Source organism: Phaeobacter sp. CAU 1743 (assembly GCF_039839315.1).
Classification (GTDB): Bacteria; Pseudomonadota; Alphaproteobacteria; order Rhodobacterales; family Rhodobacteraceae; genus Phycobacter; species Phycobacter gallaeciensis_A.
The window spans coordinates 60,469-86,012 of the sequence record NZ_JBDOQR010000008.1; the positions used below are offsets into that span (position 1 = coordinate 60,469).

At 61.2% G+C, this 25,544-nt stretch carries 26 protein-coding genes; 9 read left to right on the forward strand and 17 right to left on the reverse strand.

The window, feature by feature from the left end:
• Positions 1–9: 9 nt before the first annotated feature.
• From mnmE to AAFO90_RS05135, 3 genes are all read right to left on the reverse strand, one after another.
• A complete protein-coding gene (mnmE, locus tag AAFO90_RS05125) occupies positions 10–1,296 on the reverse strand; it encodes a tRNA uridine-5-carboxymethylaminomethyl(34) synthesis GTPase MnmE (protein ID WP_347508730.1) in 1,287 nt (428 codons plus the stop codon).
• 31 nt (positions 1,297–1,327) lie between these two features.
• Entirely contained in the window at positions 1,328–2,599 is a 1,272-nt protein-coding gene (rho, locus tag AAFO90_RS05130) for a transcription termination factor Rho (protein ID WP_347508731.1), read from the reverse strand.
• Between the two features lie 197 nt (positions 2,600–2,796).
• Positions 2,797–3,252, reverse strand: coding sequence for a CopD family protein (locus AAFO90_RS05135; protein ID WP_347508732.1), 456 nt, complete (start codon positions 3,250–3,252; stop codon positions 2,797–2,799).
• Between the two features lie 414 nt (positions 3,253–3,666).
• Between AAFO90_RS05135 and AAFO90_RS05140 the strand changes: the two genes are divergently transcribed.
• The 4 genes from AAFO90_RS05140 to dnaQ are packed head-to-tail and all read left to right on the forward strand — an operon-like array spanning position 3,667 to position 6,413.
• Positions 3,667–4,266 (forward strand): nucleoside triphosphate pyrophosphatase, encoded by a 600-nt coding sequence (locus tag AAFO90_RS05140; protein WP_274867854.1) that lies wholly within the window; start codon positions 3,667–3,669, stop codon positions 4,264–4,266.
• On the forward strand, positions 4,263–5,096 hold the full coding sequence (locus AAFO90_RS05145) for a shikimate dehydrogenase (protein ID WP_347508733.1): 834 nt from the start codon (positions 4,263–4,265) through the stop codon (positions 5,094–5,096). The genes AAFO90_RS05140 and AAFO90_RS05145 overlap by 4 nt, the downstream gene beginning before the upstream one ends.
• Positions 5,093–5,686, forward strand: a complete 594-nt coding sequence (gene coaE / locus AAFO90_RS05150) for a dephospho-CoA kinase (protein ID WP_274835161.1) — start codon at positions 5,093–5,095, stop codon at positions 5,684–5,686. The genes AAFO90_RS05145 and coaE overlap by 4 nt, the downstream gene beginning before the upstream one ends.
• The gene (gene dnaQ, locus AAFO90_RS05155; RefSeq protein ID WP_347508734.1) at positions 5,679–6,413 is read left to right on the forward strand and encodes a DNA polymerase III subunit epsilon; all 735 of its coding nucleotides are present in this window, start codon (positions 5,679–5,681) and stop codon (positions 6,411–6,413) included. Before coaE ends, dnaQ begins: the two co-directional genes overlap by 8 nt.
• Positions 6,414–6,488: 75 nt before the next feature.
• On the opposite strand, the gene secB is transcribed toward dnaQ, so the two are convergent.
• Positions 6,489–6,986 carry a protein-export chaperone SecB gene (gene secB / locus AAFO90_RS05160; RefSeq protein ID WP_065272006.1) on the reverse strand — a complete coding sequence of 166 codons (498 nt, stop codon included), beginning with the start codon at positions 6,984–6,986 and terminating at the stop codon, positions 6,489–6,491.
• A gap of 113 nt (positions 6,987–7,099) precedes the next feature.
• Complete coding sequence (locus AAFO90_RS05165) at positions 7,100–7,657, reverse strand: FxsA family protein (protein ID WP_347508735.1); 558 nt, start codon at positions 7,655–7,657, stop codon at positions 7,100–7,102.
• A 113-nt stretch (positions 7,658–7,770) separates the two neighbouring features.
• Here AAFO90_RS05165 and AAFO90_RS05170 point away from each other — a divergent pair, with 113 nt between their 5' ends.
• Genes AAFO90_RS05170 through AAFO90_RS05180 form a run of 3 tightly spaced genes read left to right on the forward strand, consistent with a single transcriptional unit; the run spans position 7,771 to position 10,078 of the window.
• Positions 7,771–8,430, forward strand: coding sequence for a Tim44/TimA family putative adaptor protein (locus tag AAFO90_RS05170; RefSeq protein ID WP_347508736.1), 660 nt, complete (start codon positions 7,771–7,773; stop codon positions 8,428–8,430).
• Positions 8,427–9,479: an MltA domain-containing protein gene (locus AAFO90_RS05175; RefSeq protein ID WP_065272009.1), complete on the forward strand. Its 1,053-nt coding sequence runs from the start codon at positions 8,427–8,429 to the stop codon at positions 9,477–9,479. Before AAFO90_RS05170 ends, AAFO90_RS05175 begins: the two co-directional genes overlap by 4 nt.
• The gene (locus tag AAFO90_RS05180; RefSeq protein WP_347508737.1) at positions 9,479–10,078 is read left to right on the forward strand and encodes a Smr/MutS family protein; all 600 of its coding nucleotides are present in this window, start codon (positions 9,479–9,481) and stop codon (positions 10,076–10,078) included. Before AAFO90_RS05175 ends, AAFO90_RS05180 begins: the two co-directional genes overlap by 1 nt.
• Positions 10,079–10,089: 11 nt before the next feature.
• Here the strand turns inward: AAFO90_RS05180 and AAFO90_RS05185 are convergent, their stop codons facing one another.
• The 4 genes from AAFO90_RS05185 to hslV all read right to left on the reverse strand — a co-directional run bounded on the left by AAFO90_RS05185 (position 10,090) and on the right by hslV (position 14,257).
• Complete coding sequence (locus AAFO90_RS05185) at positions 10,090–11,205, reverse strand: alpha/beta fold hydrolase (protein WP_347508739.1); 1,116 nt, start codon at positions 11,203–11,205, stop codon at positions 10,090–10,092.
• Positions 11,206–11,294: 89 nt separating this feature from the next.
• Entirely contained in the window at positions 11,295–12,608 is a 1,314-nt protein-coding gene (gene hslU, locus AAFO90_RS05190; protein WP_065272012.1) for an ATP-dependent protease ATPase subunit HslU, read from the reverse strand.
• A 13-nt stretch (positions 12,609–12,621) separates the two neighbouring features.
• Positions 12,622–13,692: a hypothetical protein gene (locus AAFO90_RS05195; RefSeq protein ID WP_347508740.1), complete on the reverse strand. Its 1,071-nt coding sequence runs from the start codon at positions 13,690–13,692 to the stop codon at positions 12,622–12,624.
• 1 nt (position 13,693) lies between these two features.
• Entirely contained in the window at positions 13,694–14,257 is a 564-nt protein-coding gene (gene hslV, locus AAFO90_RS05200; protein ID WP_065272014.1) for an ATP-dependent protease subunit HslV, read from the reverse strand.
• A 484-nt stretch (positions 14,258–14,741) separates the two neighbouring features.
• Between hslV and AAFO90_RS05205 the strand changes: the two genes are divergently transcribed.
• Positions 14,742–14,936: a DUF1127 domain-containing protein gene (locus tag AAFO90_RS05205; protein ID WP_347508742.1), complete on the forward strand. Its 195-nt coding sequence runs from the start codon at positions 14,742–14,744 to the stop codon at positions 14,934–14,936.
• A 78-nt stretch (positions 14,937–15,014) separates the two neighbouring features.
• Here AAFO90_RS05205 and AAFO90_RS05210 read toward each other — a convergent pair whose 3' ends face one another.
• Together AAFO90_RS05210 and AAFO90_RS05215 are read right to left on the reverse strand one after the other, a co-directional pair.
• Positions 15,015–15,380: a Lin0512 family protein gene (locus AAFO90_RS05210; protein WP_065272016.1), complete on the reverse strand. Its 366-nt coding sequence runs from the start codon at positions 15,378–15,380 to the stop codon at positions 15,015–15,017.
• Positions 15,380–15,724: a Lin0512 family protein gene (locus tag AAFO90_RS05215; RefSeq protein WP_065272017.1), complete on the reverse strand. Its 345-nt coding sequence runs from the start codon at positions 15,722–15,724 to the stop codon at positions 15,380–15,382. The genes AAFO90_RS05210 and AAFO90_RS05215 overlap by 1 nt, the downstream gene beginning before the upstream one ends.
• A gap of 180 nt (positions 15,725–15,904) precedes the next feature.
• Here AAFO90_RS05215 and AAFO90_RS05220 point away from each other — a divergent pair, with 180 nt between their 5' ends.
• Positions 15,905–16,564 carry a dimethylsulfonioproprionate lyase family protein gene (locus tag AAFO90_RS05220; RefSeq protein ID WP_274830006.1) on the forward strand — a complete coding sequence of 220 codons (660 nt, stop codon included), beginning with the start codon at positions 15,905–15,907 and terminating at the stop codon, positions 16,562–16,564.
• A gap of 94 nt (positions 16,565–16,658) precedes the next feature.
• Here the strand turns inward: AAFO90_RS05220 and trxA are convergent, their stop codons facing one another.
• The 6 genes from trxA to tsaE form a co-directional block, all read right to left on the reverse strand.
• Positions 16,659–16,979, reverse strand: coding sequence for a thioredoxin (gene trxA / locus AAFO90_RS05225; protein WP_065272019.1), 321 nt, complete (start codon positions 16,977–16,979; stop codon positions 16,659–16,661).
• Between the two features lie 62 nt (positions 16,980–17,041).
• Positions 17,042–20,404, reverse strand: coding sequence for a double-strand break repair helicase AddA (gene addA / locus AAFO90_RS05230; protein WP_347508743.1), 3,363 nt, complete (start codon positions 20,402–20,404; stop codon positions 17,042–17,044).
• The gene (gene addB / locus AAFO90_RS05235; RefSeq protein ID WP_347508769.1) at positions 20,401–23,337 is read right to left on the reverse strand and encodes a double-strand break repair protein AddB; all 2,937 of its coding nucleotides are present in this window, start codon (positions 23,335–23,337) and stop codon (positions 20,401–20,403) included. The genes addA and addB overlap by 4 nt, the downstream gene beginning before the upstream one ends.
• Positions 23,330–24,025: a nucleotidyltransferase family protein gene (locus tag AAFO90_RS05240; RefSeq protein ID WP_347508744.1), complete on the reverse strand. Its 696-nt coding sequence runs from the start codon at positions 24,023–24,025 to the stop codon at positions 23,330–23,332. Before AAFO90_RS05240 ends, addB begins: the two co-directional genes overlap by 8 nt.
• Positions 24,025–25,020 carry a phosphotransferase gene (locus tag AAFO90_RS05245; protein ID WP_347508745.1) on the reverse strand — a complete coding sequence of 332 codons (996 nt, stop codon included), beginning with the start codon at positions 25,018–25,020 and terminating at the stop codon, positions 24,025–24,027. Before AAFO90_RS05245 ends, AAFO90_RS05240 begins: the two co-directional genes overlap by 1 nt.
• On the reverse strand, positions 25,017–25,493 hold the full coding sequence (tsaE, locus tag AAFO90_RS05250) for a tRNA (adenosine(37)-N6)-threonylcarbamoyltransferase complex ATPase subunit type 1 TsaE (protein WP_065272024.1): 477 nt from the start codon (positions 25,491–25,493) through the stop codon (positions 25,017–25,019). The genes AAFO90_RS05245 and tsaE overlap by 4 nt, the downstream gene beginning before the upstream one ends.
• Between the last annotated feature and the right edge of the window lie 51 nt (positions 25,494–25,544).

The window sequence follows — 25,544 nt, forward strand, 5'->3', positions numbered from 1 at the left end:
AAACACTCCTCATTTTCCAAGGCAGAAGCTCGAGAAAATCTCATCTAGGAGATTTTCAACTCCGACACGTCCAACCAACAGTTCAAGCGATCGGATTGCTGATCGCATATCCTCAGCCGCAAGATCATAATGCTCCGGTCCCAGCTCGAGAACCGATTGCGCCTGATGTAAGCTCTTCAACGCGGAAGACAAAGCCTCCCTGTGGCGATTTCGGGTGGAGATCCCTGGATGAGCCGAGCGCGACTTCAAAACCGTCGCAATGTGCTCAACTAGCCTATCGATCCCCTGCCCCGTTTTCCCGGAAATTGCATCTTCCGCATCATCCCGAGCATCCGCTTTTGGCAGCAGGCGAATATCTCCGTCCTGCATTTCCACGTCAGGCGTTTCGCTAGCTTCTGCCAGAAATACACGGATATCAGCATTCTCAGCCCTCTTCCGCGCCAAGGCAATACCAATGCTTTCGACGTGATCCTCGGTATCGCGCAGGCCGGCTGTATCCAGAAGTGTGACCGGAAGGCCAGCAAGATCCATCTTCACTTCGATAATATCCCGCGTGGTGCCAGCGTATTCCGACGTAATGGCTGCCTCACGTCCCGCAAGCGCATTCAGCAGTGTCGACTTCCCGACGTTTGGAGCACCAACGATGGCCACCTCAAACCCAGAACGGATGCGTTCGGCGATTTTGACGCCAGCGACCTCGGTTTCCAAATCCTTTTGAACGCCTGCGAGGAGGCTCGATACCTCGGGCGTAACATCCACCGGAACCTCTTCATCCGCGAAATCAATGGTGACTTCGATCAAAGAGGCTGCCCGGATCAGGTCGCTCCGCCACCGTTCGGCCAGTTGCCCAATTGCCCCAGACAGCACTACCTGGGCCTGTTTGCGCTGCGCCTTGGTTTCGGCATCGATCAAATCGGCAAGACCCTCGACCTGCGCCAGATCCAGCTGACCGTTCTCCAGCGCGCGACGCGTGAACTCACCCGGTTCTGCCTGACGCAATCCGTCGATTTCGCCAAGCGCATCCAACACAGCAGAAACCACTGCCGTACTACCATGCACCTGAAATTCAACGACATTTTCACCGGTAAAGCTATGCGGTGCGGCGAAACTCAGTACCAGCGCCTCATCCAGAGGATCACCTGCCGCATCCGTCAGCACCCGCAGTCCCCGTCCAGGAACCGGCACCGCAGTTACGCAAAGCGCGTTCATCGCCTCCAGCGCCTGTGGGCCAGAGACACGAATAACCGATACCCCGGCCTTCCCCTGAGCAGAGGCCAACGCAAAGATCGTATCCATGTGTGGCCGTCCTTTCCTGAGCCGCCGGGTCCTAGGTGTTCATCGAATCGAAGAATTCAGAGTTGGATTTGGTTTGTTTAAGTTTCGACAGCAGGAATTCAATGGCGTCCGTGGTACCCATCGGGTTGAGAATTCGCCGCAAAACAAAGGTCTTAGCCAGATCCCCCTTGTCGACCAGCAGGTCTTCCTTCCGGGTGCCCGACTTGAGAATGTCGATCGCCGGGAAGACGCGTTTGTCGGCAATTTTACGATCCAGGACCAGTTCGGAGTTACCGGTGCCTTTGAATTCTTCGAAGATGACCTCGTCCATGCGGCTGCCGGTATCGATCAGCGCGGTTGCGATAATGGTCAGCGATCCGCCTTCTTCGATGTTCCGGGCAGCACCGAAGAAGCGTTTCGGCCGCTGCAGGGCGTTGGCGTCGACACCGCCGGTCAGAACTTTCCCCGAGGACGGAACCACGGTGTTAAAGGCCCTACCAAGTCTTGTGATCGAGTCCAAAAGAATCACAACATCTCGTTTATGTTCCACCAGACGCTTAGCCTTTTCGATGACCATTTCCGACACCGCAACGTGGCGCGTGGCGGGCTCGTCAAAGGTGGAGGAAACGACCTCTCCCTTGACCGAGCGCTGCATGTCGGTGACTTCTTCGGGGCGTTCGTCGATCAGCAGAACGATCAGGTAACATTCCGGGTGGTTTTTCTCGATCGAGTTCGCAATGTTCTGCAAAATCACGGTCTTACCGGTCCGCGGCGGCGCCACGATCAGGGAGCGCTGACCCTTACCGATGGGCGCGACCAGGTCGATCACACGGGCGGATTTATCCTTGATCGTTGGATCTTCGACTTCCATTTTCAGCCGCTCATCCGGGTACAGCGGCGTCAGGTTATCGAATGCGATCTTGTGACGGGCCTTTTCGGGCTCTTCAAAGTTAATCTTGGTGACGTTGGTGAGCGCAAAATAGCGTTCATTTTCCAGCGGCGCCTTGATCTGCCCTTCGACGGTATCACCCGTGCGCAGGGAATACTGACGAATCATGTCAGGCGAGACGTAGATGTCATCGGGACCGGGCAGATAGTTCGCTTCGGGCGAGCGCAGGAAACCGAATCCGTCTTGCAGAACTTCCAGAACGCCGTCGCCGGCAATGTCCCATCCTTCATCTGCGCGTTCACGCAGGATCTGGAACATCATCTCGCCCTTGCGCATGGTCGAGGCGTTTTCGATCTCCAGATCTTCAGCCATGGACAAAAGGTCCTTGGGGCTTTTCGCTTTCAGATCGGAAAGATTCAGGGATTGGACGGTCATCTACATACAGCCTTTGCGTCCCCGGCATCGGGGAGAGGTGTCATTATCAAATCGGAAGACACGAATGCCCGGACGGGCCCGTTGAGGGCCATACATAGGGGCATGTCCACGATGAGTCAAATACCGCCTCAGAGGCCGCCTGAGGCAATGCTTGCAACTGTGGCACGCCCGACCCTGTCAGGGGCGTAAGATCGGCCTCAGAACTTGAAAATGACCGATATGACGATGACCACCATCAGGAGCGTCGGCACTTCGTTTGCCATCCTGAACTGTCTTCCCGTCAGGCGGTTCCGCCCGGCTTCGAAATCCTTGATGCGCCAGACAAGCCAGGTGTGAAACAGCGTCATACCGATTACACAGGCGCCTTTGGTCCAAGGCCATATATAGGACCAGTCGATCATCCCTGGCGTAAAGACGATGAAAAGGCCGGCGAGCCAGGCGGTGTGCATCGCAGGGCGCATGATCACCTTCATGAGCTTCTGTTCCATGGTCAGGAACACCGGACCCGTCTGTGGCACCTTCTCAGCCTGCTCCACGTGATACACGAACAGACGTGGGAGATAGAAGAGACCCGCCATCCAGCTGAGCACGGCCATGATATGGAGCGACTTTGCATAGGGGTACAGGGTGTACATCCAGTCTGTCAGGTCCATGCGTGTCTTCTCCGCCGTTCGTTTGGGTCACCCTAAAATAAATAAGAAAGATTTAAAGGATGATGTTTTTGTAGGGCCCCCTGTTTTCCGTGGATTACTGAGTGCTTCCTTCCCTTATCCCCAGCGTGGACAAGATTCCACCAGCTGGCGGCTTGAAAGGGTATAAGAATCCTTAACGGCCTTTGTTTTATGGATCGTTAAGTGTTTCTTAACCTTGAGCATCATGGGGATAACTAAGGGATCGATTGTGAAGTTCTGGGATATCCCCGGGTTTGAAGTTATCCCAATCCACGCGGGATGGATGCGGGTGAAACTGGGATGGAATCCGGGCTTTGCCTGTGGGCTTGCCAAAACCGGGGAAAACCATACAAAACGTCCTTAACTTCCGAACCGCTTTCCCACGGGGTTTTCCACATGACTGCCCACATCGTGCTCGCCTCCGGGTCCAGTATCAGGGCCCAGCTGCTGCGGCAGGCAGGCATTCCCTTTGAAACAGATGTGCCGCGTCTTGATGAAGATAGCATCAAGGCAGCCTTGCTGGCAGAGGGCGCGCCGCCCCGGGATATCGCCGATGCCCTGGCCGAGGCAAAAGCCCGCAAGATCAGCAGTAAACATCCCGGTCAGATGGTGATCGGCTGCGATCAGGTGCTTGATTTCAGGGGAAAACTTCTGTCCAAACCGCGTTCTGCCGAAGAGGCGCTGTCGCAGCTTTGTGAGATGCGCGGACAGCGGCATATGCTATTGTCCGCGGCGGTGATCTACCGCGATGGAGAACCATTGTGGCGCCACGTTGGTCAGGTCCGGTTGCTGATGCGCAAAGCCTCGGATGAGTATCTGCGTGATTATGTGGCCCGCAACTGGGACAGCATCCGCCACGCCGTTGGCGCCTACAAACTGGAAGAGGAAGGCGTGCGGCTGTTCGCCAGTATCGATGGTAGCTATTTTAATGTCTTGGGCCTGCCGCTGACTGAACTTATAAACTACCTTGGACTGCAGGGGATTATCGATCAATGAATGCCGTGAAGATACCTCTGGCCGGGGTCATTGGATGCCCGGTGGCCCATTCACGTTCGCCGCAGATCCAGAACCATTGGCTCCGCAAATACGGAATCGCCGGACATTATGTGCCGATGCACGTGGAACCGCAGGATCTTGAAACCGTGATCCGCGCGCTGCCAAAGGCCGGCTTTGTCGGGGCTAATGTGACCTTACCACACAAGGAAACGGTGATGGCAATCGCCGACAAGGTTACGGATCGTGCCACGCTGATGGGGGCGGCGAACACGCTGATCTTCCGCGAAGATGGATCGGTTCTGGCTGATAATACAGATGGGTATGGCTTTATCACCAATCTGCATCAGGGTGCACCGGATTGGAAACCGGACGCAGGTCCTGCGGTGGTTCTGGGCGCCGGCGGCGCCTGCCGCGCGGTGGTTGCCTCGCTGATCGAGGCTGGCGTGACCGAGATCATGCTGACCAACCGAACCCGAGAACGTGCGGACAAGCTGCACAAGGAATTCGGCAAACGTATCAAGGTTGTGGATTGGGTTCTGGCTGGCAATATCGTCGAAGAAGCCGCGCTGGTGGTGAATACCACCTCACTCGGGATGGAAGGGAAGCCGCGCCTGAGGGTGCCGATGGACGGTTTGCGCCCGGGCTGCGTTGTGACCGATCTGGTCTATACCCCGCTGAAAACAGATATGTTGCAAGCCGCAGAGGACGCAGGTTGCACCGTTGTCGACGGTCTCGGCATGCTGCTGCACCAGGCTGTTCCGGGCTTTGAACGCTGGTTTGGCAAACGGCCCGAAGTGGATGAGGAAACACGGGCGGCAGCACTGGCATGACGTTTAAACTGGGTCTCACCGGCTCCATCGGGATGGGCAAAAGCACCACGGCAAAGATCTTTGCCGAACTGGGCTGCGCGGTCTGGGATGCGGATGCGGCGGTGCATCGTCTTTATGCGCCAGGCGGCGCTGCTGTCGCACCGATGCAGGCGCAGTTCCCGGAGGCAATTGTCGACGGTGCGGTGGATCGGAGTGCGCTGAAGGACATCATTGCCCGTGACCCCTCTGCCCTGCCCCGGATCGAAAAGATCGTGCATCCGCTGGTCGGGGAAGATCGTGCCGAATTTCGCCGTACTGCTGCCAGCGATATCCTAGTCTTCGATATTCCGCTGTTGTTTGAAACCGGCGGTGAGGCTGCGATGGACGCGGTGGCCTGCGTCACCGTGGATGCGGAAACCCAGAAACAGCGGGTTCTGGACCGTGGCACAATGACGGTTGAGCAATTCGAGCAGATCCTGCAGAAACAGATGCCAATCGAAGAGAAACGCGCCCGCGCCGATTACGTGATCGAGACTGACACGCTGGAACACGCCCGCGCGCAGGTGGAACAGATCCTGGCCGAGATCAGGAGAAAGATGGCAGATGCGTGAGATCGTTCTGGATACCGAGACCACGGGGTTTGATCCGTTTTCCGGGGATCGGATCGTCGAAATCGGTGCGGTGGAACTCTATAATCACATGCCCACCGGCAGGACCTATCACGAATACATCAACCCCGAGCGCGACATGCCTGAAGAGGCTTTTGGCGTGCACGGCATCGGTCCGGACCTGCTGAGCCCGCCGCAGACGCCGGCACCGGGGGCGGTCACGCTGCGCGATAAACCGGTGTTCGCCAAGATCGGTCAGGGGTTTCTGGATTTCGTCGGTGATGCGCGGCTGGTGATCCACAATGCCAGCTTTGACATGAAGTTCCTGAACGCGGAACTGGGCTGGATGAACCTGCCGCAATTGCCGATGGAACAGGCGATCGACACGCTGGCCATGGCGCGCAAACGGTTTCCCGGCTCACCGGCAACACTGGATGCCCTGTGCCGCCGGTTCAGCATCGATAACTCCAACCGAACGCTGCACGGCGCGCTTCTCGACTCGGAAATCCTGGCCGAGGTCTATCTGGAGCTGATCGGCGGCCGCCAGCCTGATTTCGCTCTGTCCAGCAGCGGCAGCGGATCGGATACCGCAGCGGTAGACAGCAATTGGCGCCCGGAACCACGGCCCACTCCCCTGCCCTCGCGCCTGACGGCCGAGGAAAAAGCTGCCCATGATGACTTTGTGGAAAAACTGGGCGAAGACGCGCTTTGGGTTTCGGCACAGTCCTGAAATATTGTCCCGACAAATAAAAAACGCTGCCGGCCTGACCGACAGCGTTTTGAAATCTCAGAGCAATAAATTGCCTTATTGCGTCGGCTGGGTTTCGGCCTGACGGCGTGCCAGCTCGTTGCGGTAGATCGCAACGAAGTCGATGTTGTCGAGGTTCAGCGGCGGGAAGCCACCGTCGCGGGTCACGTCGGACACGATGCGGCGCAGGAACGGGAAGGTCATGCGCGGGCATTCGATCAGCAGGAAGGGGTGCAGCTGATCGTCCGGAACACCCTGAATGTTGAAGACGCCGACATATTCCAGCTCCAGAACGAACAGAACCTCGCCGCCGTCCTTGTTCTTGGACTCGACAGTCAGCTTGGTCATCACTTCGTACTGATGATCTGCTGCGCGTTTCTTGGCGTCCAGATTGACCTGAACGTTCACGTCGGGCTGAACTTCACCGGCAGCGCCCTTTTGCGCCATCACGTTTTCGAACGACATGTCGCGGATGAACTGACCCAGAATGTTCATCTGGACCTGGGGCTGCTGCGGGGCTGCTGCTGCGCCCTCGGGGGTGTCGTTTTCGGCCATGGAGATACTCCTGAAAATATATCTTTGCCGATTGCTTAGCAGCTTGGCGCGGGTATCTCAACGGTCTGTCCGACCGTGGCAAACAGCAGGATACAATGAGCTTTGACGGTGCCTTATTTGGGGCCGTCTTCCGGACCTTTGACCCAGCCGGATGGGCCGTCACCGGGGCGTCTGGGTGTCACATCTTCGTATTCGCCATCAATCACATCGCCGGGTTGTCCGGGCCGACGCTGCCCGGGATGCTGTGCATGGCCATGGGGGCCGTGGGGCCCACCGGGCCGGGCCTGTCCAGGTCCCATTCCGGCGCCCATTTCAAACTGTGCGACGGTCACCCGTTTGCTGATGTAGCGGAACACCGCGATCCGTACCGGCGGCATCAGCAGCGCAAAGCCCACCGCATCGGTGAAAAAACCGGGTGTCAGCAGCAAGGCGCCGGCGAATAGGATCATCGCCCCATGCGCCAGCGGTTCAGCCGGGTCCGACAGGGTCTGGAACGAGGACCGCAATTGGCCCATGGCCAGACGTCCCTGCGAGCGCACAAGCGAGGTTCCCAGAATGGCGGTCAGCACCACGATGGCCAGCGTCGGCCACAGGCCGATCATCCCGCCAACCTGTACAAACAGGGCGATTTCAACCAGTGGCACCATCAGAAAGGCCAGAAAAAGATACATTTTGGGGTCCTTGGATCTTGCGCTGAACGGTGGACTTGGCCCCACCCGTCACCTACATAAGAGCAGTCCGCTTTGGTTTCAAACAAGGCACCAATGCCTAGCACGAGGTTCACATGGAGTCGCCCTTGATTCAGATTTTGGTTTTGGCCGGCATCGCCGTCTTTCTGATCCTGCGCCTAAAAAACGTTCTGGGCACCCGTGAAGGGTTCGAAAAGCCCACCCAGCCGCAGCAGGCCCCGGCAGAGAAACGCCGCCCCGACTTCGAAGTGATCGAAGGTGGTCCGGATCTGGATATCACTGATTACGTCGCCGAAGGCTCGCCCCAGGCCGACGCGCTGGCCGCGATGAAGCGGGCCGAGCCGTCGTTCCAGGTGCAGGATTTCGTGCATGGCGCGCGTGGCGCCTATGAGATGATCCTGATGGGCTTTGAAAACGGCGATCTTGACGATCTGGAGCCGCTGCTGGCTGCCGACGTCTACGAAAGCTTTGTCGATGCAGTGGCGCAGCGCGAAGATCAGGGCCTGACTATCGAAGCCGAATTTATTGGCGTGCGTGAAACCACCCTGGCGGATGCCCAGTTTGATGAAAGCACCCGCACCGCCGAAATCACCATGCGGTTCGTGGCTGAATTGACCTCGGTCGTGCGCAACAGCGAAGGTGAGATCGTCGAAGGCGATCCGAAGGCCGTAAAACGCCAGAAGGACACCTGGGTCTTTGCCCGTTCGATGGGCGCCGACGATCCGAACTGGCAACTGGTGGCCACGGACGCATGATTGGGGCGCTACGGGCGGCATTCCGGGCAGCAGCCATTATTGGTGCTGCCATGACCGCTTCGGGCGCATCCGGCGAGACTGCCTATTCCATATTGAATTTCTCACAGTTGGACGGCTGGGACAGGGACAACCACGCAGAGGCGCTTGAGGTGTTTCTGGGGACCTGTCCCGACCTTGACGACCCCGATTGGCAAAGCCTTTGCGCGCTGGCGCAATCGCAGACGCCCGCCGGGGCCAAGCAATTCTTCGAGCTGTTCTTTCGCCCTGTCCTGATCGAGGACGGCGCAGATCCCCTGTTCACCGGCTATTTCGAACCGGAATTGCAGGGGTCGCGTTATCGGACGGACCGGTTTCGTTATCCTGTCTACAAAATGCCAAACGAAGCGCGTCAGACCAACCTGTGGCTGCCGCGCCGCGATATCCTGACAAGTGGTGTCATGGATGGGCGCGGGCTGGAAATCGCCTGGGTCGATGACCCGGTTGAGCTGTTCTTTCTGCAAATTCAGGGCTCAGGCCGGATCAAGATGCCCGATGGTGCTTCGGTTCGCGTCGGTTATGGGGGGGCCAATGGGCACCCTTATAAATCGGTTGGCGCTGAAATGGTCCGGCGCGGCATCTACAAGGCGCATCAGGTCAGCGCCCAGGTGATCAAGGCCTGGGTGCGGCGCAATCCCATGGCGGGACATGAGCTGCTGATGCACAACCCGTCTTATGTGTTCTTCCGCGAGGTGAAAAAAGTGCACCCGTCGAAGGGGCCATTGGGGGCGATGAACCGTTCGGTTACGGCGATGCGCAGTATCGCGGTGGATCCGAAGTATACGCCCCTGGGGGCGCCGGTCTGGGTGGAAAAGGACGGGGCGGAGCCGATGCGCCGCCTGATGATCGCGCAGGATACCGGATCGGCGATCAAGGGCGCGCAGCGGGCGGATATATTCTTTGGCACCGGGGATGGCGCCGGCGAGGCGGCTGGCCGTCTGCGGGATCCGGGGCGGATGATCGTTTTCCTGCCCATTCAACGCGCCTATGCGATGTTGCCGGAAGATTTCTGATGACCCGGCGCAAACTGACATCGGATGAAATCGACCTTTGGCACCAGGTCGTCAAACACGCGGAGCGTCTGCATCCGGGCAGTCATACGACGCCGCCTGATTTGCCGTTGCCCAAGCCAAAGCCGAAAAAGACGCCGCATCCGCACTCCGAACCCCAGATCGAAGCCTTCCGCCTGGGCAGCCGGGCGCCATCCAAGCCTGGCAAACACGATCTGAAGAAACCTGTGGCGCAATCGCTGTCTTCGGCGCCGGTGCAGATGGATGAAAAGGCGTTTCGGCGGATGAAACGCGGCAAGCTGCGTCCCGAGGGCAAGCTGGACCTGCATGGCATGCGGGTGGATACGGCGCACCCTGCCCTGACTCGGTTCATTCTGTCAGCGCAGGCCTCGGGGAAGCGGCTGGTGCTGGTCGTGACTGGCAAGGGCAAGGACCGGGACGAGCCGGGACCCATCCCCACCCCGCGCGGCGTGCTGCGTCACCGGGTGCCGCAGTGGCTGGCCTTGCCACCGCTGTCGCAGGCGGTGTTGCAGGTGACGCCGGCCCATATCAGCCACGGCGGTGAGGGTGCCTATTACGTCTATCTGCGGCGCGGACGCTGATCGTCGCGCGGTTATCGCTGGCTGTCCGTGATATCGATGAGCGACAGATCCTGAATCTGCTTTTTCTCCACCACCGGTGGCGGCAGCACCCCATCAAAGATCAACCCTTTGCGTGAAAACGCTTGCGAGGATTGCCGCGCCGAACTGAGGATCGCGAGGAGCGCGGGCGAAGTGCCAGCAACCAAATGACCAGAGCTGGCGGAATCGGCGAAATCGGTGGTGTCGATGATGCTGATCGGCAAATCTTCCAGACCATCGGTCGATCCCAGATTACCCAGCCGCCCGCGGCTGGACGTGCCCCGCAGCCGTTGCGACAGGGTCAAAATCTTGTCCTTGCGGGAAATGAAAACCAGAAATGGCTGCGGAACCGGGGTGAGGCGGCTCATCTGGCTGCGAAAGACGTCCAGATCCAGATCCGGCGACATCAGCACCACGCCGTCAAGGTTCCTGTCAGACCAGCCGGGTGTGCGGATTTCAATCTGGCGCAATGTCTCCATCGCCAGCATCGACCCCATGGAATGCGCCACCAGAACGATCCGCCGCGCGTTGCTTTTGCTGAGTTGTTTCAGCAGCCGTTCCAGCCCGTCGCGGGCAAACATCACGCTGTCGGCATCATAAGCATAGCCAAGCGGACTGCCGAGGCTGGGCCAGGAATAGACCACGGTGGCGCCGGGAACCTTGGTATCATGGGTCAGCTGCGCCGCGCGAAAGGCGGTTTCGGATTGGGTGGAATTGAACCCATGCACAAAGACGGTGATGTCACGCTCGTCCGGTTCAAATTTTGCCAGTTCACGGTTCAGTCGATCCATGAAAACTGCGGAAGTTTCGATCTTCCGCCGGGCGGCCATGGTGAACTCGGTCTTCGGGTCCGGTGTGTCATAGGCAAACAGCAGCTGCCCGGGCTGGTGGTTGGGCGGGATAGAAACGGTCAGTTCCAGCAGGTGATAGTCTTCGGTCCTTCCATTGCCAAACCCGCCTTCGGGCAGCGGGTCACGGATCGTGGCGGCAAAGATCGTCTTTGGCGTTCCGATCTCCAGCGCTTCGGGGATGGTCGGTGTCGACGGCCGAATGCCACAGGCGGCAGCGGCAAAAAGGGATAGAAACAAAACCTTCCGGAAAAACAACATGCCAAATATCCAACCTGTTTCACGCCTTGGATATACCGGAAACCGCCCGGTTCCAACTGGCAGAACCAGCCGCAACCGGGCGGTGTTGTTTACAGGACGTAGCGGCTCAGATCGTTGGAGCCGCCCAGCTCACCAAGGTTCTTGGAGACAAATTTAGCATCAACCACAACCGCCTCGCCGCCCCGGTCCGGCGCGGTAAAGGACAGCTCTTCGAACACCCGTTCCATCACCGTGTAAAGCCGCCGCGCGCCGATGTTTTCCACCGACTGGTTCACCTCGGCCGCGATTTTCGCCAGCGCCGCGATACCCTCTTCGGTAAAGGTGACCTCGACCTCCTCGGTGCCCATCAGGGCGGTGTACTGGCGGGTCAGCGCATTGTCTGTCTCGGTCAGGATGCGGATGAAATCCTGCTCGCTCAGCGCGCGCAGGTTCACCCGGATCGGCAGACGACCTTGCAATTCCGGCAGCAGGTCTGACGGTTTTGCAATGTGGAAAGCGCCGGAAGCGATGAACAGGATATGGTCGGTCTTGACCGGTCCGTGTTTGGTGCTGACGGTGGTGCCCTCGATCAGCGGCAGCAGATCGCGCTGCACGCCTTCGCGGCTGACGTCGCCACCACGGGCATCGGAGCGGGCGCAGACCTTGTCGATCTCATCCAGGAAGACGATGCCGTTCTGCTCCACCGATTCCAAGGCAACGCGGGTGACCGTCTCGTCGTCCAGCAGCTTGTCCGCCTCTTCGCCGATCAGCACATCATAGCTTTCGGCGACGGTGAGGCGCTTCTTCACGGTGCGCCCGCCCATGGCTTTGCCAAACAGATCGCCCAGGTTCATCATGCCGCCCATGGCCCCGCCGGGCTGGCCGGGAATATCGAACATGCCGCCCATCGGGTTCGAGGTATCGGTGACCTCCAGTTCGATGACGGTGTCGTCCAGCTCGCCGGATTTCAGTTTCTTGCGGAACACTTCGCGGGTGCTGTCGCGGGCCTCGGTGCCGGCGATGGCGGTGATGACGCGCTCCTCGGCGGCCTTGTGGGCCTTGGCCTTGACGTCTTCGCGCATGAATTCGCGGGTCTGCATGATCGCGGTGTCCACCAGATCGCGGATGATCTGTTCGACGTCACGGCCAACATAGCCGACCTCGGTGAATTTGGTGGCTTCGACCTTGATAAAGGGCGCGCGGGCGAGTTTCGCCAGACGGCGGCTGATCTCCGTCTTGCCGACGCCGGTGGGGCCGATCATCAGGATGTTCTTGGGGTAAACCTCGTCGCGCAGGTCATCGCCCAGCTGCTTGCGCCGCCAGCGGTTGCGCAGGGCGACGGCGACGGCGCGTTTGGCGTCTTTCTGGCCGATGATGAACCGGTCCAGTTCGGAAACGATTTCGCGGGGTGTCAGGTCTGTCATGGGATTTCCCGTATCAATGAGAGGGCGGCAGCCGGTGAAGCGGCACCAGCCCGGACAAGGGTGAAAGAAGCGCGGCGCGGATGCGGGTCCAGAAGGCCCCCAGCGCCACAAGGAACACGCCCAGAACCAGAATGGTCGATGCGGCGCCTTCGCCGTCGAACACCGTGCCGGCCAGGGTCACGCTATAGCCGATCGCTGCAATCAGAAAGGAACGTCGGTCGATCACGATGGCAACAAAGGCAAAGGCCAACAGCACGGCCAGCAGCAGCAGATGCGCGCCGCTGCTGCCGTTTTCCAGCAGGCTGAGCGCGATGGTATTGACCAGTGCCGGGGCGGCGACGACGTGCAGCCAGAACCCCTGAGCCGAGCGCCGGGTGACCCGGTGCGGATCGCTCATGTCGAAGACCATCGCCACGACAAAGACCGCAAGCCCCACCAACAGCGTGATCCAGGCGAAGGGACCGCTGGCCGACAGTAGGAAGAAATCGCCGATATCGGCTGGGGTGCCCATGCGGATCGCCCCCATCAGCAGCGCCAGTGCAAAAACGCCAAGCGCGATCAGGGCCATGGCAAAGGGCACCCGGAACCGCAGCCAGTAGATGGCGATGGCGACCGTGGTTAGCGCGAATGGCAGCTGCATGCTGGAATAATCGGTCTGGGCAATCATGAAGGGCTGGGAAAACTGCGCCGACAGCCCTGCCCCGGCATTCACCGCCCAGAGCACGGACAGGGCAATGGCCGGTGCCACCATGCGGCGGCGGCGGATGAAATATTCCGACAGTGCCCACAGAACCGCGGCGCCGATCACCGCGGCGGTGACCGTCTTGCTTTGATAGCCGCCCAGGCTGCCCGCCAGCATCGCCGCCGTGACCGCAGCCCATCCGGAGGCGAGGATCAGCAGCCCGATGACGATGAAGATCTCGTTGAAGCCCTTGAATAGCTCAAACGGTTCATCGCCTTCGGCTAGGTTTTCACGCGCGCCCCGGCGGCTGTCGGCCAGCGCCAGCAGCGAGGCAGCCTGCGCCTCGCTCAGCAGGCCCGATCCCACGGCGGCGCGCAGATCATCGCGGTCGATGCCGGACACCCTATTTCTCCGGGCTGATGGTTTCGACGGTCAGCCTGCCGTTGGTGTAAACGCAGATATCGGCGGCGATCGCCATGGATTCGCGGGCCACGGTTTCCGCCGATTTGTCACTGTCCATCATCGCGCGGGCCGCCGCGAGGGCGAAATTACCGCCCGAACCGATGGCGGCCACGTCATGTTCCGGCTCCAGCACATCGCCGGCGCCAGTGATGACCAGAAGGTCCGTTCCATCGCTGACGATCAGCATCGCTTCGAGCTTTTGCAGATATTTATCGGTGCGCCAGTCCTTGGCCAGTTCGACGCTGGCGCGCGCCAGTTGGCCCGGTGTGGCTTCCAGCTTGGCCTCAAGCCGCTCCAGCAGCGTAAAGGCATCGGCGGTGGAGCCGGCAAATCCCGCGACCACGTCATAGCCGCCGGGGGACAGGCGGCGAACCTTGCGGGCGCTGCCCTTGATCACGGTCTGGCCCAGCGACACCTGCCCATCACCGGCAATCACCACAAGCCCGTCTTTCTTGACACCGATGATGGTGGTCCCGTGCCAGCCGGGGAATTGATCGTCTGCCATGCATGCCTCCAGTGTTGTTGCAGCCATATATGGGCGTTGGGTCCTTATTGCTCAACCGGGTATCTGACCTGCGGCTGCCTTTGCCCAATCTATTGCCATGCCTAGCCTTCAACTTGCGTTGATCCATCTGGCGGGCAGGGGGCTGTTGACGGGGTTCCTGACCCGAAAACTATGAGAGATGCAGGGCAAAACCATGCGTTGTCAAATGATTGCAAGCCAGGCGATGAAACGGCAAAGCATGCCAAAGGATGGATCGGCGTTCGGCACCGGGCAAATGCGCCGATCGGCGGCCGTTATCAAACCCGCTGATGCGCCCCTTGCACTGTATTAGAAGAGCGGATCACGGCGTTAACAAACTGATCATTTGTTATGCAATAGGCGCAGATCGGGGCTGTCAAACGGGCAATTGTGAGACTCACCCGCCTCTCCTACATGGGCGTTAACACCGGCATGGGGCCGGTTGTTTTGTTACAGGACCCATAAAATGGCCACAACAGCAAATATCCATGCACCCCTCGGTGCGGTTGCCGTCCTCCGCATCGTCGACACCGTTCTGAACGCAAAAGCTGCCTTCGCAGAAGCCCGTGAAGCCCGCATCACCCGCCGTGCGCTGCACCGTCTGTCCGACGTCCAGCTGGCCGATATCGGTCTGACCCGCGAAGACATCTCGAAGATCTGATAGGCAGACCTTCACATGACCTTATACAGCTAGCAAAGCCGTCCGAACCCGGACGGCTTTGTGCATTTCAGGGGGCTTTTATTCCGACCACCTGTAGCGTCCGGCCAGATCGGGCAGCCAGGCCTCGATCGCAGCCGTTGCGATGACATGCGGCGCCTTGCCATCCACACCCGCCACATCCAGCCCCCCGAAGACGGCCCGCACTTTTGCCCGGCCACGCGGCAGATCGGCGGCCACCAGATCACAGTCCACCGCTTCGGGCTTTTGCACGGCAATAGTCACCTCAACCCGCATTTCGGAATGATCGATGCCCAGTTCGGAAAACAGGGTAATCGAGGAATGATGCAGCGCATCCTGCACCGCACGCCGGGCCGCCTTGGTGTAGTCCTGCCCATAAAGATCGTTGCCGGTGCCCATTTCCAGAATGATACGTTTCTCCGTCATCACACCGCCTCCATTTCAAAAGAGACAATGACGGCGGCATTGGCGATGACCGTCTTACCGCCACCCGGTTTGTCGATATCCAGACCACCTTTGGTGATGCGGATGTCGGGGCGGCCATAGGGAAAGATCTCTTTCAGCGCATCGGCATCCACGGAGTCCGGCTGCTGCACCCCGATTTCGGCGTCGATGATCATGGCTTCCTTCGGGAAATCGAACAGTTCGGCCATGTTGACCGAATTGTGCCACAGGGCATCCCTGATCGCGCGTTTTGCCGCTTCGGTGTAATCGGCGCGGCGCAGGGATGTGCCCATGCCGAATTCCACCAGTACCCGCGTTTTGGCCATGACGGTCCTCCTGTCTGTTTGCGGCCACTTTGACGGGGATCGGAGGCAAGGAAAAGGGGCGCCTTTCAGGGGCCGGTGCCTGCGGGAGCTGCAATTGCGACTCCATCCCGTCGCTGTGGCGCTAGAGCGAACCGCAGCATGCGGAGACAAGCTGGGCAACCGTCAGAGGAGGGCGCCGACATGACAGAACACACGCGTCTGAAAGATAGCCCCGAGTGGGATTATCTGCTGCGGGATTTCTATGAGTTCTACCGCCGCCTGCCTGCTGGTGGCAGCGTCAAGATCCGCAGCCATCAGCGCATGGTCCGTGAACGCATCAGCCGGGTTCTGAAATCCAATGCCGAGGTTCGCGCCGGTGCCAGCGTTGATAAACCCGTGACGGCGCATCTGCAGCGGGCGCTCGACAACGGCCGACAGGAACGCCACGGCGCCTTTATCCGCGCGATCGAGGCGGTGCGGCAGCATCTGGTCTGGCAATACGGCTATGAAAAGGTGCCGCGCGGGTTGGAGCGCAAATACGCCTATGCCGAACTGGCCGGTCCCACCGGCCCGGTGATGACCGACGAGGTGATCCTGGGTCTTGTCCTGTTCGCGCCGGGCTGCACCTATCCGGCCCATTCCCATGATGGCATCTCTGAAAGCTATATCTGTCTCTCTGGCGCCGTGTCGGAGAATGATCAGGGGGTCTATGCGCCGGGATCTCTGATCTTCAATCCGCCGGGGCAGCTGCACCGCATCACCGTGGCGGATCATAACCCGTCGCTGCTCTGCTACGCTTGGGTAGGCGATCAGGAGAAACTAGCCAACCAGAAGATGGTGTTCACGCGCGCACCCAAATAGGCGCAGATCACCGGACGGGTTTTATTGCGGGCCGACATGAAAAAGGGCGCCACCGGGGCGCCCTTCAAAAATTCTCGCTTCAGATCCAAGCGGATCAGATGCTTTCGTTGATCCAGCTTTGCAGCGCAGCCTTGGGTGCGGCGCCGGCGCGGTTGGAGACAACCTGACCGTCCTTGAAGATGAACAGCGCCGGAATACCGCGCACACCCATGGCGGCAGCAGCGTTCGGGTTGCTGTCAACGTCGACCTTGGCGATCTTCACCTTGTCGCCGTATTCGGCGGCCAGCTCTTCCAGAGCGGGGCCGATCTGCTTGCAGGGGCCGCACCATTCGGCCCAGAAGTCTACGACAACGGGAACGGAGGAGTTCTTGACTTCGGCGTCAAAGGTTTCGTCGGTGACGGCTACGGTGGACATGGAAATGTCTCCTGAGATGAGTGGCAACTGGATGCTGAACCTAGGTAGGGCTTAAGGACTCGTCAAGGTTCCCCGTGACGCTGGAAGGCCGGCGTCACAACTTCGTGCGGCAGGGGCATCAGGGCTGCGTTGCGGGTCCATATCAGCGCCGTTTCGATGGTTTTGCCGGGGTAGATGCGCCCAAGCACCAGCGCATAGGCGCCCATTTGCCGCAGCAGCCCGTCGGGACATTCGCTTACCGATTGCGGAACGGTTGCGTTTGATTTGAAATCCACCGCCAGAACCCGGTCAGATTCCACGATCAGCCGGTCGATCACCCCGTGCAGGCGGATGCCATCCAGATCGGCCGTCACGGCCACTTCGGACAGGGTGCCGGGGGCAAAGACATGTGCGAGATCGGGATTGCGCAATACAGCGCTTGCCTCCTCCAACAGTTCCCCTTGGTCCTCGCATCCCGCCAGCAGCGCCCGGGCCAGATCCGGCCAGCGGTACTCTGGCTGTGTGGGCAGATGTTCCAGCAGCAAGTGCAGGTTGGTGCCGCGCGCCTTGGCAGCCTCCTCGTCCAGACCCTGATCGCCAGGCAGCGCCTTGGCGCCGCCCAGATCCGATGGGCTGAGCGTCGGTTCCGGCGCGACATAGGCCGGGGCAGGCTGTGTAAAGACCTGTGGCAGTGTCACTTTCTTTGGCTCGGGGGCGTCGTGGGCGACAAACTCCAGCCCGTCCCAATCGCCGTGCTGCAGCCGCAGGCCCGGCCCACCGGGCAGGTCGGCTTCGGCAGCGCCGCCGTCATTCAGAGCCCGTTCGACCATCTGGTACCAGCTGTCACCCTCTTTCGACAGCTCCCCGGCACTGGCGACGATCAGCCACTTCTCTGCCCGCGTTAGTGCCACATACAATAGGCGCAGTCTTTCGTTCTGCTGTTTCTCCTGCGCGGCCTCGCGCGCGGTGAGCATGGCGGCGGGCATCTGGTCCTTGGGCACGCGCCACAGCGGCGCGCCTTCGGCCACGATGATCTCGGCATCGCTGGGCGGCTTGCGTTTGGCGGTATCTGGCAGGATCACGATCGGCGCCTCCAGCCCCTTGGAGCCATGCACCGACATCACCCGGATCATATCCCCGGCGGCGCCCATCTGGCGCTTGATCTCAAGATCGTCGGTCTGCATCCAGACCAGAAACCCGGTAAGGCTGGGAATATCGGTGCGTTCATAGGCCAGCGCTTGCGACAGGAGCGCGTTGATGCCGTCTTCTGCCTCTGGGCCAAGGCGGCCCAGCAGGCGCTGGCGGCCCCTGTGACGGGCCAGGATCCGCTCGATCAGATCATAGGGGCGCAGGAAATCGGTCTGGCTGCGCAGATCGTCGATCATTTCCATCGTTTCGGGATATTCCGTGGCCCGATCACGCAGCGCTGCCCACAGATGGCTGCCGCCTTTGCGCCGGTGGGCAAGGTCGAACAGCATCTGTTCCGACCAGCCAAAAAGCGGTGATTTCAGCGCGGCGGCCAGCGACAGGCTATCCTCGGGCGTCGCCAGAAAGGACAAGAGCGCGGCGATATCCTTGACCGCCAGTTCGGCACCGACCTTCAGCCGGTCGGCACCCGCGATAGGCAGGCGAGCGGCCTTGCAGGCCCGGATGATTTCGGAAAACAGCTCGGACCGGCGCTGCACCAGGATCAGGAAATCCCCGGCATGTACCGGGCGGCGCTGAAAGGTGCCGCGGGTCGGGCCGTCCTCGGGGATGGTGACCTTGTCGTCGATCATCCGCTTGATCTCGCGGGCGATACGTTCGGCCAGGATCACCGTATGATGACGGGCGCCGGGCCGGTCCACCGGATCGGTCCAGTCGCGGTCTTCCTCATCATCCAGCTTTTCCACCGCAGGCCAGAGGTCCACGCGCCCCGGCAGATCGGATTTGAAAGCGCGGTGCAACGCGTCCTTGTGAAAGCCGGCGCGGGGGCTGTCCTTGAAAACCAGATCGACCAGCCGCAAGATCGCCGCAGAGGAGCGGAAGGAAAACTCCAGCGCCGCATTCTGAAGCGCCGCGCCGGTTTCGGCCAGACGGCGACCGAATTCTTCCTGCATGCGGTCAAAGGCATCCGGGTCGGCGCCCTGAAAGGAATAGATCGATTGTTTCTTGTCGCCGACCACAAAGATCGTGCGCTCTACATCCGACCGCGCGCCGATCCCTGATGTGAATTCCTGCGCCAGTTTTTCGATCACGTCCCATTGCACCGGGCTTGTGTCCTGCGCTTCGTCCACCAGGATGTGATCGATGCCGCCATCCAGCCGATAGAGCACCCAGGCCGCCACCGCCGGATCGTTCAGCAGCAGCCGCGCCTTGAGGATCAGATCATCAAAGTCGAGCCAGCCGCGCAGCTGTTTGCGCCGCTCGTATTCCGGCAGGAACACGGAGGCAAAGGCGTGCAGGTCCTCGGATTTCTGCGCCGCTGCCAGCGCCAGCCGTTTGGCACGGGCGTCCTCGACCCGCAGCATGAAAGGCTCCAGCCGATCCATCAGATCGGGGTTGTCCTTTTGCAGCTTCTTGGTCGGAAAGCTGCCGACCTTGGCCGTAAAGGGCGCCTTGGCGCCGGCGCCGGTCAGAAAAACCGACTCTAACACGGGCAGATCGGCCATCTTCGGTGTGGCGATCCCGGCGAGTTTCGCGGCAGCTTTCTGATCGTTGGTGCCGCCGGTTGCCAGCATATCGCGGGTGCGGCTCAGCAGCTCATCTTCTCCACCAAGGAACACCAACGCCTCCAGCGCGGCAGCGTCAAACCCTTCGGGCAGGTCGAACAGTTTCAGCAGACCCGCGCGGTCCAGCGGCCGGGCAAATTCGGCGCGGCGCTGGCAGATGGCAGCGGTCAGATCATCAAAATCGCTGCCTGCAACATGCCGGGCCAGCGCCTCGACCAGATGCGCCTCGGGGCCGTTGGCGATATCCTCGACGATTTCAGCGCGCAAAAGGGTGGCGGCGCGGTCTTCCATTTCGGCGAATTGCGGGCTGACGCCAGCCTCCAGCGGGAAACGCCGTAACAGCGAGGAACAGAAGGAGTGGATCGTCTGGATCTTGAGCCCGCCGGGTGTTTCAATCGCGCGGGCAAAGAGCGTGCGCGCCTGCGCCAGTCCCTCGCCCCGGGCCACGTCGCCGGCGCCCAGATCCTCCAGCGCGGCGCTCAGGCTGTCATCGCCCAGCATCGCCCATTCACCCAGCCGCTGGAACAGCCGGTTCTGCATCTCGCTGGCGGCGGCCTTGGTATAGGTCAGGCAGAGGATGTGCTGCGGCTGTACGCCTTTCAGCAACAGCCGCGCCACCCGGTCGGTCAGCACCTTTGTCTTACCCGATCCGGCATTGGCCGCCAGCCATGTCGAGGAATCGGGCCGCGCGGCGCGAAACTGCGCCTCAGATGCTGCATCGCGGGGGGCGGTCATGTCAGATCCTCCGGCTTTGGCATGTCGCTGCGGTCCCATTCGCCAAAGCGCGCCAGATGATCGTAATCGCCGGCAAAATCGTCCCGGTGAACCATGCGACGGCTGCTATAGCCCTGTTCCGGGTCGAAATAGGCTTCGATCAGTTTCTTCAGCTCTGCCCAGACCTTGGCCGGGGGTTCATCCGCCAGCGGCGCGGGCACTTCCTTGATCGGGGATTTCAGACCGATAAAGGTCGCGCGCTCCACCTGTGCGGCGCCGAAGTTTTCAAAGGCGCCCTGTTCGGCCATGGCAGCCTCAATCAGCAGCTGTTTGTCAAAGGCGCGCTGTTGTTTGTCGGTCGGTGGATCGCCGGTCTTGTAGTCAAAGATATGCAGACAACCGCGTTCATCGACGTCGATCCGGTCGGCCTGTCCGGTGATCTGGAAATCGAGCGGCGCAAGGCGAACTCCTCCACTGATTTCGAACCCCGAAGGGCGCGCAGCGGCGCGACGGGTCTGCTCACCCGCGACAAAGCTTTCTGCGATGCGGGCAATGCGCGCCAGCCACAGGCTGCGGGCGACGGGCCAGGGGACCTCTGCCTGCAACTGGCTGCGGGTGCGCGCGATCAGCTCTTCCGGGGTCAGCAGCTCCGGGTTGTCGCGGCTATCGCGGATGTAATCCTCGAACACCTTGTGCACCACGATCCCGCGCAGCAGCGCATCCGGTTCCCGCATCAGCGGGTTCAGTGGTTTCAGGCGCAGCACATGTTTGGCGTAAACCGCATAGGGATCGCGGATCAGACGGGGGATTTCCGTGACTGACAGCTGTCGCGGACGGGCGGCAACTGGCGGGCGCGGGGCAGGACGGCTGGCAGGTTCGCTTGGCAGCGGGACCTCCAGCGCTGTTGACCAATCCAACCATGTCTGCCCGCGTGCGCGCATTGCTTCCAGCGCGGCTCGCCCGCCTTGTTCCGGCAGGCCGCGCAACAGGTTCATCATCCGGTTGAGCCAGCGCGAGGGCACGGTATCGGCCTCTTCCGAGCGTTTGGCACGGGTCAGCCAGACCTCTGGCGCGGCCACGGCCTGCTGGAAGTCATGCGCAGAGAGACCGATGCGGCGTTCGGGCAGCAACAGCCCGGCCTGATTGCGCAACTGGCGGTTCAGCCAGGGATCGGGGCTGGCGGCCTCGGGCCAGCTACCCTCGTTGAGACCGGCCAGAATGACCAGATCGGCGCCTTGAACACGGGCTTCCAGCGTACCCCAGATCATGATCGACCCATAGGGCGCATCGCGGTCGCGCACTTCTTCCTGCGCCAGCAGCGCGCCCAGAAGATCGGCAAAGTCGCGGGCGCTCATCTCGCCGCCGAATTGCGCGTTCTCTTCCAGATCGGTGATCACCTTCAGCGCCTTCTGGCCGGCTTTCTTGTCCCAGAGCGTGCCGCTGCCGCCCAGCTGACTGCCAGAGGCAATGCTTTCGGCGCGGGCGCGCAGGCGGGTGATCCAATCCGTCAGGGACAGGTTGCCCGGGGTGACCTGATCGGAAAATTGTGTCGTCAGCCAGTCGATCCAGCCGGGAATCAGATCGCGCGTGGCGCCAAAGGCGGCAAAACTGTCTGCATCGGGGAAGGGCGGGCCATTGCGGCGCAGATCGAGTTCGAAATCGCGGGTATGGCGCAGGTGTTCGCCGCGCACAGCCTCTAACCCGTCATGGGTCAGCGGGTGTTTCAGCAGCGTCAGCAGCATGTCCGGCGTCAGCACGTGGCAGAACAGCTCGGCCACGTGGCGCAGGAAACGGCCCGGCGGAGACAGTTGCAGCGGCTGACCGGCGGAATCATCCGGCAGGATGTCCCAGCGGTCCAGCGCCGCCGACACCTGCCGCGTCAGCATCCGGTCGGGGGTGATCAGCGCCGCGGTCTCGCCATCCTCGGCGGCCTGCCGCAGACGCAAAGCGATGGTGAGCGCCTCGGATCTGGGGCTTGGCGCTTCGACAAGGGTGATGGTCTCGGCAGCGCGATCGATATCGGTCAGCCGCGGTCCTTCGCTCATCCAGGCGTCGGTGACAGGGGCAGGCCGCAGCGCCAGCGACACCAGCCGGTTGCGGGCCGGAAACGGTGGGGTTTCATCTGTCCAGGGCTCCACGTCACGCGGCGTGAGCTCCAGATCCTTCATCAGCCGGTAGAACCGGTACTGCGGGTGGTCTTCGGAGATCAGCGGATCATCAAGGCCGGACCAGACGTGATCGGGTTGGTCAAAATCGAACCCCGGAAGGATCACCGCGCCCTGCGGCAGGCGGGCGATGGCTTCCATCAGCATCAGCGTGGTACCGCGCGAGCCGGTGGAGCCGGCCAGGATCACCGGGTGTTGCGGCGGTGCGCTCTGCCACTGGTCGATCAGGTTCAGAACCACCTGTCGCTGGCGGGCTTCCTTGTCCATGGCATCGTCGTGGCGGTCAACAAAATCATCTGCGATCCCGATGAAGGCCTGCGCGCGCGCCCAATGCCCGGACATGTCCGAGACATCAAGGTTGCGGATGGTGTCGGTGCTGACGCCTTCGCCCTGCATTTCGTCGATCAACGCCGCCAGACTGTCGGAGAGATCAAAAAGCGAGGCCCGCGCCGCGAGATCCGGCTGCGCGTCCAGCAGTTTCGCGATCAGCTGCGACAGCTCCAACCGGCGCCTGAGCGAGGGCAGGGCAGGCGGCAAGCCGTGCAGGGTGGCGCGCTGTGCCAGATCGGTCAGCAGCGACAGGCGTGGCAGCAGTAGGGTGGGGCCGGCGTCAAACAGGTCGCGCACCCGGCGCTGCATGCGGGCGGTGTTGACGATCACCTCGGCGCGGGCCAGCGCCTCGGGCGGGAGGCCAGCGCTGCGCGCGATTAGGCCGTTCACCAGCGCCCGAGGGAAATCGACACCGCAGGGCAGGGCGAACAGGCGCGGTTTGTCCTGTGGTTCAAACATCGTCATGTGTCAGCAATTGCTCCGCCAGGGTGATGCCTTCGGGATGGCCCACATCGCACCAGTGGCCGGGATATTCGAGGGCGTACAGCCGTTTTTCCTCGATCATAGGGTTCCACAGCAGGCGGGTGGAAAAGGCGGCCTCGTTGATGCTCTGCAATCCGTCTGTCTTGAGGATCTGCACACCGCCCCAGACCAGATCGCCGCCCCATGAAATGCGCCCCGCCGCGTCGGCCGAGAAATCACCGCCGCCCTTCCGCCCCACAGCGCGCGTCAGCGGTACGCAGAGCATGAGGCCGTCCATCTGCGCGGGATCCCAGGCCGCGCGCAGCATTTCAAAGGGGTTCGGCCCAGCCCAGATCGCATCGGAGTTTGAGGTGTAAACGGGACCATCACCCAGAAGGGGCAGCGCATGGCGCAGACCGCCGCCGGTATCCAGGATCTCCGGCTGTTCGTCGCTGATCAGAACGCCCTGCGGTTTCAGGTGCTCCTGCAGGATCTCTGCCTTGTAATGGGTGTTGACCACGATCCGCGCGGGCAGCATCGCACGGGCCAGATCCAGCGTGTGGTCGATCAGGGGCCGCCCGGCAACCGGGATCATCGGCTTCGGCAGATCCCGGGTCAGCGCCTTCATCCGGGTGCCAAAGCCGGCCGCGTAGATCATTACGGCTTCGGGGGATAGCGCCGCCATTATCGCAGCCTGTCCAGGTTTTCGGGGCTGGGTGGGGGTAGATCCTCCCGCAGCCAATCCGCCAGGGGCGCAAGGGCGGGGTGCTCCAACCCGCGCATGACATGGCCCCAGACGCGCGGGATCAGATCCAGATACTGCGGCTTGCCGCCTTCCTGCGACAGCCGCGCAAAAATGCCTAGGATACGCAGGTTTCGCTGCACGCCGATCACCGTATAGGCGGTGCGGAACCCGGAGGGATCGACACCGGTGACCTCAATGTAGTGATCGATCATCTGCATCTCGACCCCGGCGGGCACATCGCGGCGGGCGTCCTGCAGGAGCGAGACCAGATCATAGGCCGGATGACCGGTGCGGGCGTCCTGAAAATCGATGACGCCGACGCGGGCAATCCCGTCCCGATCCGGCAACCACAGCAGGTTCTGGGCATGAAAATCCCGGTGCACAAAGACGGCGTCGCCCTTGACGCTGTGGCGCAGAATGTCTTCGAACTGATCTTCGAACCGGCTGGTCAGCACGCTGTCCTCCTGCCCGGTGATGCCGCTTCGGTAGGTTGTCATCACAAGGCTGGCCATTTCAGCCATGACACGCGGACCAAGCGGCTCCAGATCGGGCAGCGGCGCCTGCTGCAGCGCAATCAGAAGATCGGTTGCGGCCCGGTAGAGGGACATTTCCTGACTGGGATCCTGTTCGATCACGCTGCTGAACAGCCCGTCGCCGAGGTCCTCAATCAGCAGGAAGCCGTGTTCTGCGTCCTCAGCCAGAATTTCGGGCGCGCTGACGCCCTGTTCGTGCAGGTATTCGGCGATCTGAACGAAGGGGCGGATATCCTCGCCCTTCTCTGCCGGGGCATCCATCAGCACCGCAGAGCCGCCGTGTGGGCCGATCAGCCGTTCATAGCGGCGCATCGAGGCATCGCCGGCCAACGGGCGGCGTTCCCAGCTGCCGTATCCGGCGCCCGACAAAAAGGCGGAGATCAGCTCTGTTCGGTCTGTCATGAAAAAACTTGCTCCATCAGGGGCTGCCATCTGTCATCGCTCCACCGCAGGGTCAGCAGACGAGCATCTTCGCTATCGGGGTCCAGTGCAAACGTCAGGTGCAATGCGTGCTGCGGCGCCAGCTCCTCCAGTCGGTCGGGCCATTCGACCAGGGTGATCGCGGTGTCAAAGGCGGCGAGCAGCCCCAGTTCTTCGACCTCATCAAGCGACGACAGGCGGTAAAGATCCGCATGCCACAGCTCACCCGCCGGGACCTCGTAGGTCTGGACCAACGTGAAGGTGGGAGAGGGGACATCTTCGGGGATGTCCTGCAACGACTGGATCAGGTGGCGGGCGAAATGCGTCTTGCCGGCGCCGATGGGACCTTCCAGAAGCAGGCAATCGCCCGGGCAGAGGGCCCCGGCGATTTTCTGTGCCAGATCGGCGGTATTTTCGGCCGAAGCCAGAGTGCAGGAATGAGGACTTTTGATCATGGCGCCACAATGGCGTCAGGCGTCATGCGCTGCAAGCGGGATTGCCCTTGG